Below are 19997 nucleotides of genomic sequence, written 5' to 3'. Positions count from 1 at the left end.
AAAACCTGTGGGAGCTAGCCTGCTAGCGATGGCTGATTGAAGTGCACTGCAGAGGTTATTTGTTCCAGCGATCCGCCGCCGCATGATCGCTGTCACGCCCCTCGACCCAGCGCGGCCCGTCGCTGGTGTTTTCCTTCTTCCAGAACGGTGCACGGGTTTTCAGGTAGTCCATGACAAAGGCGCAGGCATCGAACGCCGCCTGACGGTGAGCACTGGCGGCACCGACGAAGACGATCGGCTCGCCCGGCTCCAGGGCACCGATGCGATGCAGCACCTCCAGCTTGAGCAACGGCCAGCGCTGCTCGGCTTCGATGGCGATCTTGCCAAGGGCTTTTTCGGTCATGCCCGGGTAGTGCTCAAGGAACATCCCCGCAACGTCTAACCCGTCATTGAAGTCGCGGACGTAGCCGACAAAACTCACCACCGCGCCTACGCCGACATTGGCATCGTGCATGGCGTTGACCTCGGCCCCTGGGTCGAACGGCGTGGACTGCACGCGAATGGCCATGGTTCAGCCTCCGGTTACAGTCGGGAAGAACGCCACTTCGTCACCGTCGCTCACCGGTTCGTCTAACTGACACAGATCCTCGTTGCGGGCGCACATCAGATTCTGCTCTCTCAATACATCCGCACCATCACGCTGAGCCAGCAACGCACGGACGTCATCGACGGTCGCGAACTGGCCTTCCACCTTTACCGAATCCACACCCAGCGCTTCACGATAACGAGCAAAAAACTTCACGGTGATGTTCATGACGGGTCCGCCTGGAAATGCCCGCTCTTGCCGCCGACTTTCTCCAGCAAGCGTACGCTTTCGATGGTCATGCCACGGTCCACGGCCTTGCACATGTCATAGATAGTCAGCGCCGCGACGCTGGCCGCGGTCAGGGCTTCCATCTCGACACCGGTCTGCCCGGACAGCTTGCAGCGCGCCACGATGCGCACGCAGTCGTCGCCTTCGGCACTGAGTTCGACTTTCACGCCGGTCAGCATCAACGGGTGGCACAGAGGAATCAGATCGCTGGTTTTTTTCGCTGCCTGAATGCCGGCAATACGCGCTACGGCAAACACATCGCCCTTGGGATGACCGCCGCTGACGATCATCTGCAGGGTTTCGGGGAGCATGCGCACCAGCGCTTGGGCGGTCGCCTCACGGAACGTCACGGCTTTTTCAGTGACGTCGACCATGTTGGCGCGACCTTGGGAATCGAGATGAGTCAGCACGGGATTACTCCTGATCAGGAGCGTCGATTGTAAACCTGCGGGTCAATTTTTCGCACGCACGATTATCGGACGTACCACAACCTGTAGGAGCTGGCTTGCCGGCGATGGCGGACTCGAGTTTACCGCAAGGCTCATGGCCCCATCGCTGGCAAGCCAGCTCCTACAGGGTTTTGCGTACGGCAAAAAAAACGGGCGGCCCGCGAGGGCCGCCCGGTTTTGGTGATGCAGTTACAGATGCGTTTCGGCGTATTCGGCCAGGATCGAACGTGGCACCCCTTGCAGGGTGATGTGCACCCCGTTCGGGAAGTCCTTGAAGCGTTCAGTCAGGTAGGTCAGCCCGGAGCTGGTCGCGGACAGGTAAGGGGTGTCGATCTGTGCGAGGTTACCCAGGCACACCACTTTGGAACCGGCGCCGGCACGGGTGATGATGGTTTTCATCTGGTGCGGGGTGAGGTTCTGGCATTCATCGATCAGGATCTTCTCCTCTTCGCGGCCGATATCTGCCAGGTATTGGCTGAAGTCTCCGAAGAGGCTAATACGTAACTAAATACTACTGATTAAGGCCTTCTCAGATTGCATCGGAGAAATTGGGGGTTGAAGTGTATACCCGCAATAATCTGATTATCTTAAGAAAACAGCAACAAGTAGGACTTTAACGTAAGACCTATCAACCCATTAAACACGAACCATCCTACAAGTCGAGTTATTGACTACCAATTACAAGGCGAATAGCTTCGTAAATGAAGTCAAATGACTTTACCCCAAACAAACTAAGAGATTCTTATTATGCGCAAAGCAAACCTGCAAGCTCAACTAACCGCTCTTTCCAATAATGCTTACAACATCCTAATTACACCTGCGAAACCGGAATCAAAACTGGTCAATTAATTTCGGCCAATGCCGAGGGAGCCACCACACTCTCTCGGCATAACTTTCGCGGAGGATGCGAAAATGAGTGAGTTTAAAGTTAATGAAAACCTGACAATCACTTTAAACGAAGGAATATTCGGCTTATGGAATTTGGAAACAGGTGAACAGTACGAAATATTCGATCGACGTTATCTTGACAGAATTTTCGAGCTAAACGAATCAAGTGGTATGCCATATACATCAAAGCCCGAGGATGGAATACTGATTGAAGCAGGAATATTACTAATTGGCAAAAAAGCTGAGCAGTATCAAAAAATACAAAAAACAAATGGCCCTTGGGGTTGGGACCTTGTTTCAAAAATATTTCACCTTGGAAGCAAGCACAACTTTCCGAGCGACTCAGCAAGCACAGAAGAAAATAAAGAGACAGGCTATGTGACCTTTTGCGAAAGCATCGCCGAAAGCGCTCCAAACCTCGACATTGAGCGAGAAGGAGAATTAGTAAAACTCCCCACTTGGAACAGCAACGCGATTGACGCTTATAGTTTGAAAAAAGCGTTATGGGAAAGGATTACTAGTCGAAATTTCAATGGGGGCCCCGTCCCACTGGAAATTGTATCTAACATATTGTTCACTACATTCGGTAAAGTCCACGGCGACTCGCATAAAAAAAATCTCGCAGAGCGCGGCATTTTGACCGTTGGTTATCGTAGATCTTCACCGAGTGCAGGATGTTTACAAGCGACCGAGGCCTACTTGGTTGCTTTAAACATTAGCAACCTGGAGCAAGGCATCTATCACTATAGATCCCACCAACATGCATTAACAAAATTGGATAGTGGAATAAATGCTGACTTATCACAAATTTTATGCCATCAAAGCTTCGCTGTAGATGCAGGCTTCCTGATAGTAATGAGTTCGCGCTTTGATAAACTTTGGTGGAAATATCCACACTCACGCGCCTACCGATCAGCTTTAATGGATGTTGGACATTTGTCTCAGACATTTAACCTTGTAGCCACTGCTCATAATCTTAACACTTGGTTAACCGGATACTTTATAGATGACTTACTAAATAAACTTATAAAGATCGATGGATTCAAAGAGCATTCATTGTTTGTTTTAGCAGGAGGATATGGCTTGCAAGATCCTCTCAGTCCTGGGGTCGTAAAACTGTTGAAGGCAACAACATAAACAAATTATTATTAGGTGCTCATATGCACGATGACACATTGAAAAAAGAAGAATACTCCGAAATAACCAGAAGAATGGCAGATTCCAGCTTCAAGAACAACGACCTTCAAGAAGCGGAACGGCTATACGAACTGAGTATAAAAAACAATTCAAACAACGTAAAAGCGTTGAATAATTTGGCAGCTTTATCCGAGGAACTGGGCGACAAAAAGAAAGCAGAGTACCTTTACAAGCTTGCTTGCGACCTCCCAGAACCTTCAGCAGCGGACAAACTTAAATTTCATCAAAACCTAGCATCAGTTCAAGAAAAAAATGGGAAAATCAATGCAGCACTCTGGACATACCAATCAGCCACAAAAATAGAAGGCTTCACAAAAAGCACCATTGCTTTTAACTATATTGATCTACTTCAGTCGATCCACCTTACCTCATTTGATGCCGCAACATTCGCCAGCCTAGCGGTACTTTTTAATTCCGTAGGAATAGATAATGATGCACTAGCCAGAGTGTATTTTTCACAGTTGGCACTCAAACCTGCAAAGACTACACATATAAATGAAGACTACCCCGCACTTGTGCTGGATATTATCGAATCAGATCAGATTGCACTAAGCCTTCTGAGCAACAGCCTAATCTCTAACCACATTATAGAGGAAGCCATTATAACGACAAGACAGAAATTTATAGCATCTATACTCAGCAACAACTACAACAAAACACACCAAGCGTTCCTTACCGCCTTAAAAAAGCAATGCAAGCTAAATGGCTTCATTTACTTTACTGATAAAAATGAACTGTCAAACGTTGAAAAATTAAAATCAAAAAATCTAAAAGAGCCATCAACAATAAAAAGTGACGTTCGATTAATATTGGAGTCTTACTCAGAAGGGGAAATCATAAAGTCATTAAAAAACCCATCCCAATTAGACGGCCAGATCCCCAAAAAACAAAAAAAAGAAATCACACCGCCCGCCCGATTGAAAAGCAAAACGCTTATCCAGGATTTTTATGAATCAAATCCGTACCCAACATGGACATCCAAACCCAAACATTCCGAATCGACGCTTGATAAACTTTTCAAGAAGCTAAACTCAAATCAAGCCCCCCCAAACGACAATATATTAGTCGCAGGATGTGGAACAGGACGGCACGCAATTCAACTTGCCTTAACTTACCCGCACGCAAAAATCATAGGACTAGATGTTAGTCAAGCAAGCTTACAATATGCCACAAACAAGAGAGACGAATACAAAACTCCAAATCTAGAATTCATCCGCGGCGACTTAAACAACATACTCTCTTTAAATCTGAGATTTAGCCTTATAGAGTGCATTGGGGTTTTGCATCACTTACAAGATCCCTTGAAAGGATGCCAAGCGATCCTTTCCGCCCTCGAAGACGGTGGTATTGCAAAAATAGGACTGTATAGCGCACACGCTAGAACTCCTATAGCAGACTTGGCTAACCTGGCGTCTGAAAACGAAATCCCCTACATTCCAAGCAATTTAGAAAGAATACGAAACCTGGCAATTCAAAATTACGAATACAAAAGGACAAAGGAAATAGTTAACTCACACGACTTCTTCAGTAGAAGTGGGTGTATGGATTTACTTTTCAACCCTCTAGAAAAAGCGTTCTCAATCCGAGACATTCACTCACTTATACGAACATTAAATTGTGAGTTTGCAGGTTTTGAAAATAGAGAACAAAGAAAATCTCCTGCATTTAGAAGATTCAACGAACATTCAAACATAGATTCTCTCTTTAACGACTGGGAGCTGTTCGAAAACCTTAACCCAAATTTTTTCAGCGAAATGTACCTATTTTGGTTAAAACCCATAAGGAAATAACGATGAAAATACTAGGCATTAATACTGGTCATGACGGCCACGTATGTCTAATTGAAAATGGAAAATTAGTTTTCAGTTATGAATCGGAAAAGAATGGCGGCAATAGATACGCCCCTCTTTCCCTGAGTTCAGCAATAATTCACGCCGTTCAAAACATAGAAAATCTGGACGCTATCGCTGTAAGCGGATGGGCTGAAGGTATAGACCCCAGAAACCGTCCAACTGAAGGCGGTTATCTTGGTCTTAATATCGAACAAACAACCTGCAATTTTGGTGGGAAAAATATAGCGTGGATTTGCTGTAGCCATGAAATATCCCACATACTCGCCTCTTACGCACTATCCCCCTACGCGGACAAAACATCTTGCTATGTATTACTTTGGGAAGGTTTTATAGGAAACTTTTATAAAATAAACCCAGATATGACGATTCAAACAATAGGCAATATTATGCAAGGACCAGGTCTTCGCTATGCATTTGCCTATGGCTTGGCGGATCCAACTTTCAATCTAAAAAAAGGTTATTGCAGGCTTGGTGACGCGGGAAAAATGATGGCATTGGCTGCATTTGGAAAAAATGGTGAGCCAGACGCATTCGAGTCAAAGGTTATTGACTACATAATAAACTGCGACTCAGCAATCGACACGCTCAACAAACTCGACCTAAAGGATAGCGGCTATTACAACATAGGTGTAACCACAACGAAATTCTGCGACTTGGCAAGAAAGCTATCAGATAAACTCTTTAACGAGTTCTATGACTTTATCAGTGCAAGCATTACCGAGAAGCTTCCACTTTTAATAGCAGGCGGCTGTGGCTTGAACTGTGAATGGAACAAGAAATGGGAAACCTCCGAATTGTTCAACGGAGTTTTTGTTCCACCTTGCACAAATGATACCGGTGTCGGTATCGGAGCGTCTGCCATTGCGCAAAATTTATTAACTGGCAAAACCAAACTTGAATGGTCCGTTTATTCAGGACAACCTTTTATTTTCAACCACGCAAAGAAATCCTCATTTTCGTCAAATCCATTAGCGCTTGAGCGCGTGTGCAAAGCGCTTCTTGCTGGAGAGATTATTTGTTGGGTTCAGGGAAATTGTGAAATAGGACCTAGGGCCCTGGGTAATCGATCAATAATAGCGGCACCATTTTCTGTGAACACCACCGAAAAACTAAACTCCATAAAAAAAAGAGAGCACTATCGTCCAGTAGCTCCTATCTGCATAGAGGAGGATGCTAAGCTTTACTTCGAGAACTGTACTCAAAGTAAATTCATGCTGTCGTTTCATCATGTAATTGACAAACGACTCAAAGCAATCACTCACATTGATGGAACAGCAAGAGTTCAAACTGTCAGCCTCCAAGACAACATTAAAATGTATGAGCTATTGTTAGAGTTTAAAAAACAGTCAGGGGTCAGCGTCCTTTGTAACACCTCATTAAATTTCAAAGGCAAAGGATTTATAAACACACTTTCAGATCTTGAGTTATTTTGCTCGACCAATAACATATCCACATTTGTTGTAGATAACGTAATGTATCACACCAAGGGGACGGAGCAGTGAGCTTCCCCCAGGTGAACGGGTACGGCTATTTATGTGGAGTACGACTTAGTAGTTCTGTAACACTCTGGGTAGACTTCATTTTAATTTTTACTGTACTTACATTTGCATATGAGGCCTCGCCACAAACTTTAGGATATGCAGCGGCACTGTATGGATTACCAACACTTTTTTTTGGACCAATAATCGGTGCATTAGCAGACCATAGTAGCCCAGTGAAATTTTTATTAATAAGCTTCACCTTTAAATTTATCATTGCCTGCCTTTTATTTGGAGCAAACTCTGAATCTATTTTCTTAACATTAGTCTGCCTGAAGGGAATGTCGAACCTTGGCTCTGGTGCGGCAGAAATAATCTTGACGAGAAAGCTGCTTACAAATAAAGATCTGGTCAGTAATATTTCACTGATCACGGTAATGGATCAATTTATTAAGGTCTGTTCACCTTTAACAGCGGGTGTTGTTGCAAGCATGTCAGACAAGGCATACGGCTTTTTGATTTCTGCACTTTTTTCACTGCTAGGGATATTCTGTGTGATTTTGCTTTCTATGAGTAACCGGCAGAAGAAGATACACGAATCTGAGAAACGATCCTTTGGTAGTTTAGAAGCCCTGAAAATATTATTAAGAACCGGCCCATCCACACAACTATTTTTTATCTGTGCTTTGATCCAAACTGCCGTACTGGGATGCTATGATTCGCTACTCAGTCTACATATAAAAAACATAGGGCTTGATGCATACGCATTTGGAGTCATCGTTAGCTCTACCGCACTAGGTGGAATTATTGCGGGCCTGAGCTTCAAATTAGTTTACCCCCAAAAAATCTTTCTCTGCTCGACGCTCTCCCTATTTGCATTCGGCATAATGGTAGCAATGGCAGGATTATTAACTAAACCAGGTAATCTGGCAACACTAGCAATACTCATACTACTGTTCTCCATTGCAGGTTACGCATATGGCCTGACATCTTTAGGGTTTGGCGTAACCCTTCAAAAATACTGCCCTTTATCTAATTTAGGAACAGTATCAGCAACCACCCGCAGTTTAATGTTGACATTTATGATTAGCGGGCCAATTTTTGGAGCATGGCTGTCAACATTCGTTTCAATTGGAGGCGTACTTGTTGTCTCTGGGGCTAGCGCAGTATTTTTCGGCGCGCTATTACATATAAAGTACCGCGATGTTTTTTCTTCAGAGTCAGTTCGCATCTCCAACGAATAGAATAGCTCCCGAAATAACTCGCTCTAAATCCTACTGCCTTGGCTAAGGAAATATGGAGATGTGTAAATTTCATCTAGGAAAAGATAGACAAGGAATGCCTGAAGGACGTTAGGCGCACAATCAAGTTTAAGACTAGATAAATGCGGTAGATAAAAACCGGGCAGCTTTGAGGCCGCCCGGTTTTGGTGATGCAGTTACAGATGCGTTTCGGCGTATTCGGCCAGGATCGAACGTGGCACCCCTTGCAGGGTGATGTGCACCCCGTTCGGGAAGTCCTTGAAGCGTTCAGTCAGGTAGGTCAGCCCGGAGCTGGTCGCGGACAGGTAAGGGGTGTCGATCTGTGCGAGGTTACCCAGGCACACCACTTTGGAACCGGCGCCGGCACGGGTGATGATGGTTTTCATCTGGTGCGGCGTGAGGTTTTGGCATTCGTCGATCAAAATCAGGCTCTGCTGGAAGCTACGACCTCGAATGTAGTTGAGGGATTTGAACTGCAAGGGCACTTTGCTGAGGATGTAGTCGACGCTGCCATGGGTGCTTTCGTCATCCATGTGCAAGGCTTCGAGGTTGTCGGTGATGGCGCCGAGCCAGGGCTCCATTTTTTCTGCTTCGGTGCCGGGCAGGAAACCGATCTCCTGGTCCAGGCCCTGCACGCTACGGGTGGCGATAATGCGGCGATAACGTTTGCTGACCATGGTCTGTTCGATGGCTGCGGCCAGCGCCAGGATGGTTTTACCGGAACCGGCGGCACCGGAGAGGTTGACCAGGTGAATGTCCGGATCGAGCAAGGCGTACAGCGCCAGACTCTGATAGATGTCACGCGGTTTCAGGCCCCAGGCTTCCTGATGCAACAGCGGCTCCTGGTGCAGGTCCAGGATCAGCAGCTTGTCTTCTTCGATCTCCTTGATCCAGCCGACAAACCCCTGCTCGTCGATGATGAACTCGTTGATGTGCACCGCCGGCAGATTGTCGATCAACTGCACCTGATGCCAGGTGCGGCCGTGGTCCTGACGGGTTTCGACCTTGCTCACACGGTCCCAAAAGGAGCCGGTCATGTTGTGGTAACCGTTAGGCAGCAGCGAAACGTCGTCGACCAGTTGGTCGGTGCTGTAATCCTCGGCCGCGATCCCGCAGGCGCGGGCCTTGAGGCGCATGTTGATGTCTTTGGTAACCAGCACCACGGGCTTCTTCGGATCGCGTGCGTGCAGATCGATCAGTTGGTTGATGATTTTGTTGTCGTTCAGGTGCTCGGGCAGAATCAGGTTCGGCTCGGCATGCTTGCTCATCAGAATTGACAGCAAACCCTTGGGTCCGCTCTTGCCACGCTGGATCGGCACACCTTGCTCGACGTCCTCGGGAGAGGCATCGCCCAGGGTCTTGTCGATCAGGCGAATGGCCTGGCGGCATTCGGCGGCAACGCTGTGATGCCCGCTCTTGAGCTTGTCCAGCTCTTCCAGCACGGTCATCGGGATGGCGACGTGGTGTTCTTCGAAGTTAAGCAGCGCGTTTGGATCGTGAATCAATACGTTGGTATCGAGTACATAAAGGATTGGCTGGTTGGAAGAAGAGCTACGTCCGTGATCATCCATACTCGGTCACCTTTGTGGGAGCCATTCGACGCAATACCTTGACGGTGCTGCGCCTTGAAGTGACTGCCGAATACACCTGCGGGGACTCAAGTGTTCTGCCTACATGCGGGGTCTTGGAAGACGCCACCTGTGTTGCAGGTTTCGGCGGTCTGTCTTCGTAATACTCCAAAACGTGTGACAGAAAAAAGTACTTTGACGTTTTTTTGAAGTTTATTTTTCAGAATGACCAATAGCACTTGGCGGACTGCCATCACCCGTTTACAGTCGGAGATCAACCTGCAACGAATTCCCGCCCAAAATCGCCTCTGCCCCAATGTTTCCGGGCTTTCGTCGAATTCAGCGAAACCCGTCCTGACAATCCTCCCAACCGATCCCGACAGGCGCCGTTTGCGTGACCAGCCAGGGCAGCGCTGTTCTCACCCCATCCTGCTTCACATTGAAATTGATCACACCGTGACGCCACAACAGCATCAGGGTCAGCACCCGTTGCGCGCTCTGATCACCCTTGAGCTTGCCGGCACCGTCCTGGGCGTCGATGTCCCACAGCGCCACCTGCAAGCCCTGGTCGTTGAAAAAACCTTCGGCGTCAGAACGGCGCTGGCCATCGGGCGGGCGAAACAGCGGCACGAAGTTCTCCGGCAGTTTGCTTTTTGCCAGGTCAGCGCTGCGCCGGACCGAGTCCTGCCAGTCCTGCCAATGGCTGTGGGAGCGAAACTCCCAACCCTGCACGCCGACGCACTGCTTTGAGTAAGTGGATTGCAGGCTGGCCACCGGCCCCTCATTCAAACGCGCCTGAACATCCTTGCCGAGGACAAAAAATGTCCCGCTCATGTTCGACTTGCGCAGGTACTCGGCAACCCAGACGGTGTTGTCCGGCGCAGCGTTGGCGGCACTGTCGAGCGTCAGTAAAAACAGCCGGTCGTGCATCGCGTCGCCGTTGCGCTCAAAGTCGCCAAAACGATCGACTTCGCTACTGGTCTGTGGAAACAGCGCCGCCTTGCGCAGTTGCTCGTCCAGGTATCGGGTATGGAACTGTCGGCTCGGCTCGGCCCATTTGATGTAGTAGCTGTCTTCGCTGAGCTGAAATTTGGCCGCTTGCTCGCGCAAGGTGGGCATATCCTCGACCAGGAAACAGAACGAGGCGTCCTGATCGCAGCTTTGCTGGGCGAAGTTATAGCTACTCAGCAAGCGCTGCCACAGGTGCTGGCGAACCCGGGTGACCGATTCCATGTTGAGGGTGCGCAAGCCCAGCTGCCAGGCCAACGTTGGCTCATCCAGAGACTCGCTGGACAGCAATACGCGAGCGAACATGAGGATTTCAGCCCGTGATGCCACGTCGAACAACGTCGGATTGGTGAGCTTCTCCGGCCAGGTGCTGCGATCAAGCGTCGCCACATCGCCCGAAGCCGCCAGGGCGCCGAAACTCAACAGCCAGGCATAGAGTAATAAAGCGATGCGCAAAGGAAGTCTCCATAACAAAACACGCGCGGCACTATATCGCGGGAAGCTCAAAAGATCGCAGCCTACGGCAGCTCCTACGCGATCCGCGTTCCAATTTTGAGCCAACTCGGTCCTGTAGGAGCTGTCGAGCAAAGCGAGGCTGCGATTTTGTCCCATGACACCACCGATCACCTATCACGCTCATAGCTGGAGTCAACGCCGACAACCCCCTAGAATCGCCGCCACGATTAAAGGAGACGACTTCATGCTGATGGTGATTTCACCCGCCAAGACCCTCGACTATGAAACACCGCCGGCCACGCAGCGCTTCACCCAGCCGCAATACCTCGACCATTCCCAGGAACTGATCCTGCAATTGCGCGAGTTGACCCCGGCGCAGATCAGCGAGCTGATGCACGTCTCCGACAAGATCGGTGGCCTCAATGCCGCGCGCTTCGGCAGCTGGACGCCGGCCTTCACCCCGGAAAACGCCAAGCAGGCACTGCTGGCCTTCAAGGGCGACGTGTACACCGGCATGAATGCGCAAACCCTCGGCGAAGCCGATTTCGACTACGCCCAAAAGCATTTGCGCATGCTCTCAGGTCTGTACGGTTTGCTGCGCCCACTGGACCTGATGCAGCCTTATCGACTGGAAATGGGCACCAAACTGGCCAACGCCCGCGGCAAGGACCTGTATGCGTTCTGGGGCACGCGTATCAGCGAATGGTTGAATGAAGCCCTCGCCGATCAAGGTGACGACGTACTGCTTAACCTGGCCTCCAACGAATATTTTTCGGCGGTCAAACGCAGCGCCCTCAACGCACGCATCATCAACACCGAGTTCAAGGACCTGAAAAACGGTCAGTACAAGATCATCAGTTTCTACGCGAAAAAGGCTCGAGGCCTGATGAGTCGTTTCGTCATCGAGGAACGCATCAACGACCCGGCGGCCCTCAAACAATTCGATGTGCAGGGCTATCGCTACAGCGCTGAACAGTCCAAACCCGACAGCTTTGTGTTCCTGCGCGATCACGCGCCGGAGTAATGCTAAAGCCTGTCGCACGAGGGCTTGAAAACCCTCGTGCAGCCCTATTGATTGTCCGACAATCCCCCCCTCGAGTCGACAAAGACTTGACGCCAAAAAACCATCGATCAGTTTTCTGACTTTAGTTTCACTCGACTTCAAGCTTTTTTTTCCGTAGTGGCACTGACTTTTTTTAACAGTGATGGCAAAAAACTATCCTCGCCAATTATCCGCCTATATATAAAGGGCGAAACGGCAAGTGCTATCAATATGAGAGCAGTGCCATCTTTCTCAATATTTCAAGAAATTTCAGCTTTCGCGATGGATGGACTGGAACTATGTCCAAATGCACCGCTCATACCACCGGTAACGATTATCGCCGTTTCTGTACGAGATAACTTACGCAGAGAAGTGATTCATGTAGCGAAGTTGCACTACCAACTTTCGCTGATTAATCCCTGATTTGGGCAACACAGGATTGAGAGGAGATACGCGACTTGAATATCCCCTACACGGCCATGGCCGCGCCCCTATAAACGTGCTCGCCAGAGTACCCAACCGCTTGATCTACGGGCTCTCGGCCTGACATCAAGCGCGCACGACTTGTGCACCGACACCTTTAAAAAGGACGAACGGCTGCATAACAGGGCAAGTCATAACAATAAGGCCTTGTTACGCACACCTTGAGTGCACTTATTTAGACACTCGTAACTTATATGCCCGCACACGGCATTGTTGCGCCTGAACGGCGCACTTGCGAGTGCACTATGAACGCTGAACACCATTAACTCCGGCCATCTAATGGCTTGTTGAACACAGTCTTGATAACAGAGAGGTAATTGCGATGCGCATCAGCATATTTGGTTTGGGTTACGTTGGCGCAGTCTGCGCCGGTTGCCTGTCTGCACGGGGCCATGACGTTGTCGGCGTCGATGTTGCCAAAGACAAGATCGATATGATCAATGCAGGCCGTTCGCCGATTGTTGAACCGGGCCTGGGCGAACTTCTGGCACAAGGTATCCAGACCGGTCGTCTGCGTGGCACCACCAACTTCGCCGAGGCGATTCGCGACACCGACCTGTCGATGATCTGCGTCGGCACGCCGAGCAAGAAGAACGGCGATCTGGAACTGAACTACATCGAGGCCGTGTGCCGCGAAATCGGTTTTGTCCTGCGTGACAAGACCACCCGCCATACCATCGTCGTGCGCAGCACCGTGCTGCCGGGCACCGTGGCCAATGTGGTCATCCCGATTCTCGAAGACTGCTCCGGCAAGAAGGCCGGCGTTGATTTCGGCGTCGCCGTGAACCCTGAGTTCCTGCGTGAAAGCACCGCCATCGCCGACTACGACCAGCCGCCAATGACTGTCATCGGCGAGTTCGACAAGGCCTCGGGTGACGTTCTGCAATCGCTGTACGAGGAACTCGACGCGCCGATCATTCGCAAGGACATCGCCGTTGCCGAGATGATCAAGTACACCTGCAACGTCTGGCACGCCACCAAGGTGACCTTCGCCAACGAGATCGGCAACATCGCCAAGGCCGTCGGCGTTGACGGTCGGGAAGTGATGGACGTGGTCTGCCAGGACAAGACCCTCAACCTGTCCCAGTACTACATGCGCCCAGGCTTCGCCTTCGGCGGTTCGTGCCTGCCCAAAGACGTGCGCGCCCTGACCTACCGCGCCGGTTCCCTGGACGTTGAAGCGCCGCTGCTCAATTCGCTGATGCGCAGTAACGAATCCCAGGTACAGAACGCCTTTGACATCGTTTCCAGCCACGACAAACGCAAAGTCGCTCTGTTGGGCTTGAGCTTCAAGGCCGGCACCGACGACCTGCGCGAAAGCCCGCTGGTGGACCTGGCGGAAATGCTGATCGGCAAGGGCTACGACCTGAGCATCTACGACAGCAACGTCGAATACGCCCGTGTTCACGGTGCGAACAAGGACTACATCGAGTCGAAGATCCCGCACGTCTCGTCCTTGCTCAATTCCGATTTCGACGCGGTGATCAACAACTCCGACGTGATCATCCTTGGCAACCGTGACGAGAAATTCCGCGCCCTGGCGCAGAACGTTCCGCACGGCAAGCAAGTGATCGACCTGGTCGGTTTCATGTCCAAGGCCACCAGCGTGACTGGCCGGACCGAAGGTATCTGCTGGTAACCACGGTTCCGTAGGAGCTGGCGAAGCCTGCGATCTTTTGGCGTCTTCACCGACGCCAAAAGATCAACAGATCGCAGCCTGCGGCAGCTCCTACGGGCTGCTTTCTACGCCTGCCTTAACCCATTCGGGCCTCGCCCGAGATCGAGACGGATGCAGATTATGCACAGGCTAAAGCACGGCCTAATTCAGGCCGCCGGTTGGCTGTTTTATCTAAGTTTACTGATGGGCATCGCCGTGGCGTTGCCTGTGTCCACGTTCGACTCCGAGTCGAAGGACTTTATTTTCCTGATCGGTATCGTCGGTATCTGGCGCTACTCGATGGGTGCTACACACTTTGTGCGCGGCATGATTTTTTTATACATCGTCTACCCGTACCTGCGCCGCAAAGTGCGCAAGCTGGGTAAGGCGGCGGACCCGTCCCACGTATTCCTGATGGTCACCAGTTTCCGTATCGACGCCCTGACCACCGCACAGGTCTACAGCTCGGTGATCCGCGAAGCCATCGACTGCGGCCTGCCGACCACCATGGTCTGCTCCATCGTAGAAATGTCCGATGAGCTGTTGGTGAAAAGCCTGTGGAAGCGGATGAACCCGCCACCGCATGTGAAGCTCGATTTCGTGCGCATTCCCGGCACCGGCAAACGCGATGGCCTGGCCTACGGCTTCCGCGCCATCTCCCGTCACCTGCCGGATGACCGCGCCGTGGTCGCCGTGATCGATGGCGACACCGTGCTCGGCGAAGGTGTGGTACGCAAGACCGTGCCGTGGTTCCAACTGTTCGGCAATGTCGGCGGCCTGACCACCAACGAGTTTTGCGAAGTGCGCGGCGGCTACATCATGAGCGAATGGCACAAGCTGCGTTTCGCCCAGCGCCACATCAACATGTGCTCGATGGCTTTGTCCAAGCGCGTGCTGACCATGACCGGTCGCATGTCGGTGTTCCGTGCCACCGTGGTCACCAACCCGGAATTCATCGCCGACGTGGAAAGCGACTCGCTGCAACACTGGCGCCTGGGTCGTTTCAAGTTCCTGACCGGCGACGACAAGTCGAGCTGGTTCAGCCTGATGCGCCTGGGCTATGACACCTTCTACGTGCCAGACGCCGCGATCAACACCGTCGAGCATCCCCCGGAAAAGAGCTTCATCAAGGCCAGTCGCAAGCTGATGTTCCGCTGGTACGGCAACAATCTGCGGCAGAACTCCCGGGCCTTGGGCCTGGGCGTCAAACGCCTAGGTGCCTTCACCTCGGTGGTGCTGTTCGATCAGCGCGTGTCGATGTGGACCTCGCTGCTGGGCCTGACCGTCGCGATCATCGCCAGCTTCAAGTACGGCACTGCGTTCATCCTGGTGTACCTGCTGTGGATCGGCATCACCCGCCTGATCCTGACCCTGCTGCTGTCGTGCTCCGGTCACCGGATCGGCCCGGCCTACCCGGCGATTCTCTATTACAACCAGATCGTCGGCGCGCTGGTGAAGATCTACGTGTTCTTCCGCCTCGACCAACAGTCCTGGACTCGCCAACCCACTTCCCTGACCCGTGATCTTGCCAGCTTTCAACGTTGGTTCAACACCTGGTCGTCTCGGACCATGACCTTCTCCGCCGGCAGCATTTTTGTCGCCGTGCTGCTGCTGATGGTCTGACCGCCCCTTTTTTGAATTAACCAGGAAATCGCCCATATGAATACCGCCGTCAACAGCAACGTAGTGCACGAATCCGAAGCCCAGCGCCAACACGCCCGCGTAAAAATCCCGGCCAAGCTGCGTTTCTTCGGCCCCGACCGCACGCCGGTCGAAGCCCGGGTCATCGACCTGTCCGCCGGCGGCCTGGCGTTCAGCGCCGGTCAGTTGCCGCTCAAAGTGGGTGATGTGTACAAGGCTCGCCTGCAATTCGTGATCGACAACCTTGGCCTGGCCATGGACGTCGAACTGCAGGTCCGCTCGTTTGATCGCCAGACCGGCCGCGCCGGTTGCCAGTTCCAGAACCTGGAACCACAAGACATCTCGACCCTGCGCCACCTGATCACCTCGCACCTGGCCGGCGATCTCGTCAGCATCGGTGAAATGTTGGCAACCTTGCAGCGCGACAACTTCACCAAGGCGCGCAAGAACAAAGACGGCGGCCACGGCATGAGCGCGCTGGGCCGCATGAAAGCCGTGACTTTCAGCCTCGGCGTTTTCGTCGTGGGACTGGCAGCGTTCGGGTTCATTTTCAAATCGGTGTATGGCATGTACTTCGTCAGCCACGCCCAGGCCGGCCTGGTCAGCGTGCCGGGCGTGAACATCACCATGCCCCGTGACGGCACCGTGCAGAGCCTGGTGAAAGGCGACGGCGTGGCCGCTAAAGGCGCACCGCTGGCGACGTTCAGCACCAGCATGCTCGACGTGCTCAAGGGTCACCTGGAAGACGATCAACTGTCGCCGGCCAAAGTTGAAGAGCTGTTCGGCAAGCAAATGACCGGCACCCTGACCTCGCCATGCGATTGCACCGTGGCCCAGCAAATGGTCGCCAACGGTCAGTACGCCAGCAAGGGCGACGTGATCTTCCAGCTGGTGCCGCGCAATACCGAAGCCAACGTCGAAGCGCGCTTCTCCTATCGCCAGTTCGGTGACGTGCTGCCTGGCACCGCCGTGCGCTTCCAGATCGCCGGCGAAGACAAGACCCGCACCGGCAAGATCGTCAGCAGCACCAGCCTGAAAAGCGCCGATCTGTCTTCCGATATCCGCGTACTGATCCAGCCCGACGAAGCCCTGGACAGCACCCTCGCCGGTCGCCCGGTGGAAGTGAACAGCGACCGTGGCCCGAACCTGAACTGGCTGATCGACAAAGCCATGGCTGCCGGTCTTTAAGTCGAGGACATACCTGTGACTATCATCAGCCTCCTGAAAGCACCGAGTTCCCTGTGGGAGCTGGCTTGCCAGCGATTGGATCACTGCGGTGTAACTGAAAAACCGCGTCAAGCGAATCGCTGGCAAGCCAGCTCCTACAGGGGGCATATGGTGTGCTCGCTGGCGCTGGCTGTGAGTCTGGCCGGTTGCGCCGGCCTGCCCGACCAACGCCTGGCCAACGAAGCGCTCAAGCGCGGTGACACCACCACTGCCGCGGCGAACTACCAGCAGCTGGCAGACCTGGGCTACAGCGAAGCCCAGGTCGGCCTGGCCGACCTTCAAGTCGACAGCCGCGACCCGGCGCAGATGAAACAGGCCGAGGCGACTTACCGCGCTGCCGCCAGCGTCTCCCCGCGTGCCCAGGCTCGCCTCGGTCGCCTGCTGGTGGCCAAGCCCGGCTCCACCGAAGCCGAGCAGCACGAAGCTGAAACCCTGCTGAAAAAAGCCGCCGCCGCTGGCGAAGGCAACACGCTGATCCCGTTGGCGATGCTGTACCTGCAATACCCGCACAGCTTCCCCAACGTCGATGCACAGAAGCAGATCAGCCAATGGCGCGCCGAAGGCAAACCGGAAGCCGGGCTTGCGCAAGTGCTGCTGTATCGCACCCAAGGCACCTACGACCAGCACCTGGATGACGTGGAAAAGATCTGCAAGGCCGCGATCAACACCACCGACATCTGCTACGTCGAACTGGCCACGGTCTATCAGAAAAAGGCCCAGCCTGAACAACAGGCCGAGCTGATCAAACAGATGCAAGCCGGTCATGCTCGCGGCACTGTATCCGCTCAACGCGTGGACAGCGTCGCCCGTGTGCTCGCGGATTCGACCCTGGGCACGCCCGACGAAAAGACCGCGCAATCGCTGCTCGAACCGATCGCCCCAGGCTACCCGGCATCGTGGGTCACGCTCGCGCAACTGCTCTACGATTTCCCCGAACTGGGTGACGTCGATCAGATGATGAAGTACCTGGACAACGGTCGCGCCGCCGATCAACCGCGCGCCGAGCTGTTGCTGGGCAAGCTCTACTACGAAGGCAAGATGGTTCCGGCCGACGCCAAGGTTGCCGAGGAGCATTTCCAGAAAGCCGTTGGCCGCGAAGTCGCCGCCGATTACTACCTCGGTCAGATCTATCGTCGTGGTTACCTGGGCAAGGTCTATCCGCAGAAAGCGCTCGACCATCTGCTGACCGCTGCGCGCAACGGCCAGAACAGCGCCGACTTCGCCATCGCCCAACTGTTCTCCCAAGGCAAAGGCACCAAGCCTGACCCGCTCAACGCATACGTCTTCAGCCAACTGGCCAAGGCCCAGAACACCCCGCAAGCCACCGAGCTTGCGCAAACCCTCGAAGCCCAACTGCCACCTGCGCAATTGGCCGAGGCCCAACGCCTGTTGAAACAGGAACAGTCCGTTCGCGGCAACTTGAGCCAGAACACGCTGCCACTGCACGCCCTGCAAGAAGAAGATGGCGAGGAATCCCTATGAAATTGAATCCATTCATGAAGGCCGGTATCGGCCTGACGTTCGCGCTGATCTGGTCTTGCCCGACGCTCGCTGCGATGACCGAAGAAACCAAGAACTATGGCCTGGACGTGAAAATCACCGGCCAGTCCGAAGACGACCGTGACCTCGGCACTCAGGGCGGCGGCGACGTCAACGGCCTCGGCCTCGACCTGCGTCCTTGGGTTTATGGCGAAAGCGGCGCGTGGAGCGCCTACGCCATGGGTCAGGCGGTGACGTCCACCGACATCATCGAGACCGACACCCTGCAACAATCCGATGGCGCCGAGAACACCGACAACGGTGATCGCGAAACCAAGAAAAACTACCTGGCCATGCGCGAGTTCTGGGTCGGCTACAGCGGCTTCACGCCTTACCCGGGCGAGATCCTGAAGTTCGGTCGCCAGCGCCTGCGCAACGACGACGGCCAGTGGCGCGACACCAACATCGAAGCCCTGAACTGGACCTTCGACACCACTCTGCTGCGCGCCAACGTCGGTATCGCCGAACGCTTCAGCGAGTACCGCACCGACCTGAAAGAGCTGGCGCCGCAAGACAAGGATCGCCTGCACGCCTACGCCGATGCGGCATACCAGTGGACACCGGGCAACTGGGTCGGCATTCGCGGCCACCACACCCACGACGACGGCAAACTCGACTACGCACAACCGGGTGTGCCGGGCGATTCGCTGGACAAGAAGCAGAACGGCGACATCAGCTGGCTCGGTCTCACCGCCGACAGCGACGCTTATAACTGGCGCAATACCAACACCGTCAACTACTGGGGCAGCATCACCGGCATGAGCGGTGACCGCGACACGGTCAACCCGCTGAACGCCGATGGCAGCGCTCCCGCACAAGCCAAACGCAGTGGCGATGTCGACGGCTGGGCCACTGACCTGGGTGTGCGCTTGCGCCTCGATCCGCAATGGCAAGTGGGCGCAGCCTATGCCCGCGCCAGCGAAGACTATGAACAGAACGGTCTGGAAAGTAACCGCTCGAACTACACCGGTACACGTTCGCGTGTGCACCGTTTCGGCGAAGCCTTCCGTGGCGAAATGAACAACCTGCAATCGGCCACGCTGTTCGGTTCCTGGATGCTCAACGACGAATACGACGCCAGCCTGATCTACCACAAATTCTGGCGCGTCGACGGCAATAAGCCGGTCGGCAGCAACGGCATCGACGCGGTGCAGAACAACACTGACGACGTGACCGGCGCGATCCTCTCCAGCACCTCCCTGCCGCTGAACGACGGCGAGAAAGACCTCGGTCAGGAGATGGACCTGGTAGTGACCAAGTACTTCAAGCAGGGCCTGCTGCCTGCGTCTATGAGTCAGGCGATCGACGAACCTTCGGCGCTGGTGCGCTTGCGTGGCGGCGTGTTCAAGCCGGGTGATGCGTATGGCAAGGAAGTCGATTCGTACATGCACCGCGCGTTCATCGACGTGATCTGGCGCTTCTGATGCACATTGCG

General features: G+C 53.3%; 15 protein-coding genes and 1 pseudogene. 10 read left to right on the top strand and 6 right to left on the bottom strand.

What is annotated here, in order from left to right:
* Window positions 1-55: 55 nt before the first annotated feature.
* From moaE to AD668_RS04250, 4 genes and pseudogenes are all read right to left on the bottom strand, one after another.
* On the bottom strand, window positions 56-508 hold the full coding sequence (gene moaE / locus AD668_RS04265) for a molybdopterin synthase catalytic subunit MoaE (protein ID WP_053155047.1): 453 nt from the start codon (window positions 506-508) through the stop codon (window positions 56-58).
* 3 nt (window positions 509-511) lie between these two features.
* Window positions 512-754 (bottom strand): molybdopterin converting factor subunit 1, encoded by a 243-nt coding sequence (gene moaD, locus AD668_RS04260; RefSeq protein WP_053155045.1) that lies wholly within the window; start codon window positions 752-754, stop codon window positions 512-514.
* Window positions 751-1224: a cyclic pyranopterin monophosphate synthase MoaC gene (gene moaC, locus AD668_RS04255; RefSeq protein WP_053155043.1), complete on the bottom strand. Its 474-nt coding sequence runs from the start codon at window positions 1222-1224 to the stop codon at window positions 751-753. Before moaC ends, moaD begins: the two co-directional genes overlap by 4 nt.
* A gap of 228 nt (window positions 1225-1452) precedes the next feature.
* Window positions 1453-1704 (bottom strand): annotated as a pseudogene (locus tag AD668_RS04250) (PhoH family protein); the annotation flags it as partial.
* 471 nt (window positions 1705-2175) lie between these two features.
* On the opposite strand from AD668_RS04250, the gene AD668_RS28560 reads away from it, so the two are divergent.
* The 4 genes from AD668_RS28560 to AD668_RS28555 are packed head-to-tail and all read left to right on the top strand — an operon-like array spanning window position 2176 to window position 7923.
* A complete protein-coding gene (locus AD668_RS28560; protein ID WP_172681783.1) occupies window positions 2176-3288 on the top strand; it encodes a SagB/ThcOx family dehydrogenase in 1113 nt (370 codons plus the stop codon).
* Between the two features lie 23 nt (window positions 3289-3311).
* The gene (locus AD668_RS04245) at window positions 3312-5138 is read left to right on the top strand and encodes a methyltransferase domain-containing protein (protein ID WP_053155040.1); all 1827 of its coding nucleotides are present in this window, start codon (window positions 3312-3314) and stop codon (window positions 5136-5138) included.
* Between the two features lie 2 nt (window positions 5139-5140).
* Window positions 5141-6703 (top strand): carbamoyltransferase C-terminal domain-containing protein, encoded by a 1563-nt coding sequence (locus AD668_RS04240; RefSeq protein WP_053155037.1) that lies wholly within the window; start codon window positions 5141-5143, stop codon window positions 6701-6703.
* Entirely contained in the window at window positions 6700-7923 is a 1224-nt protein-coding gene (locus AD668_RS28555) for an MFS transporter (RefSeq protein ID WP_082344420.1), read from the top strand. The genes AD668_RS04240 and AD668_RS28555 overlap by 4 nt, the downstream gene beginning before the upstream one ends.
* Before the next feature lie 194 nt (window positions 7924-8117).
* On the opposite strand, the gene AD668_RS04235 is transcribed toward AD668_RS28555, so the two are convergent.
* Complete coding sequence (locus AD668_RS04235; protein WP_053155035.1) at window positions 8118-9512, bottom strand: PhoH family protein; 1395 nt, start codon at window positions 9510-9512, stop codon at window positions 8118-8120.
* Window positions 9513-9848: 336 nt separating this feature from the next.
* Window positions 9849-10973: a polysaccharide deacetylase family protein gene (locus AD668_RS04230; protein WP_053155033.1), complete on the bottom strand. Its 1125-nt coding sequence runs from the start codon at window positions 10971-10973 to the stop codon at window positions 9849-9851.
* A gap of 244 nt (window positions 10974-11217) precedes the next feature.
* On the opposite strand from AD668_RS04230, the gene yaaA reads away from it, so the two are divergent.
* From yaaA to AD668_RS04200, 6 genes are all read left to right on the top strand, one after another.
* Window positions 11218-11997 (top strand): peroxide stress protein YaaA, encoded by a 780-nt coding sequence (gene yaaA / locus AD668_RS04225; RefSeq protein WP_053155032.1) that lies wholly within the window; start codon window positions 11218-11220, stop codon window positions 11995-11997.
* 823 nt (window positions 11998-12820) lie between these two features.
* A complete protein-coding gene (locus AD668_RS04220) occupies window positions 12821-14137 on the top strand; it encodes a nucleotide sugar dehydrogenase (protein WP_053155030.1) in 1317 nt (438 codons plus the stop codon).
* 159 nt (window positions 14138-14296) lie between these two features.
* Complete coding sequence (gene alg8, locus AD668_RS04215; RefSeq protein ID WP_371259753.1) at window positions 14297-15778, top strand: mannuronan synthase; 1482 nt, start codon at window positions 14297-14299, stop codon at window positions 15776-15778.
* 36 nt (window positions 15779-15814) lie between these two features.
* Window positions 15815-16984, top strand: a complete 1170-nt coding sequence (locus tag AD668_RS04210) for an alginate biosynthesis protein Alg44 (protein WP_053155025.1) — start codon at window positions 15815-15817, stop codon at window positions 16982-16984.
* Window positions 16985-17131: 147 nt separating this feature from the next.
* Complete coding sequence (gene algK / locus AD668_RS04205; RefSeq protein ID WP_053156041.1) at window positions 17132-18505, top strand: alginate biosynthesis TPR repeat lipoprotein AlgK; 1374 nt, start codon at window positions 17132-17134, stop codon at window positions 18503-18505.
* Complete coding sequence (locus AD668_RS04200) at window positions 18502-19986, top strand: alginate export family protein (RefSeq protein ID WP_053155023.1); 1485 nt, start codon at window positions 18502-18504, stop codon at window positions 19984-19986. The genes algK and AD668_RS04200 overlap by 4 nt, the downstream gene beginning before the upstream one ends.
* Window positions 19987-19997: the final 11 nt, after the last annotated feature.

The sequence above is a fragment of the Pseudomonas sp. P1.8 genome (assembly GCF_001269805.1).
In the GTDB taxonomy this organism is placed as follows: Bacteria; Pseudomonadota; Gammaproteobacteria; order Pseudomonadales; family Pseudomonadaceae; genus Aquipseudomonas.
Note: the sequence above shows the minus strand (reverse complement) of the source record. Positions and strands in the feature narration are given on the sequence as shown.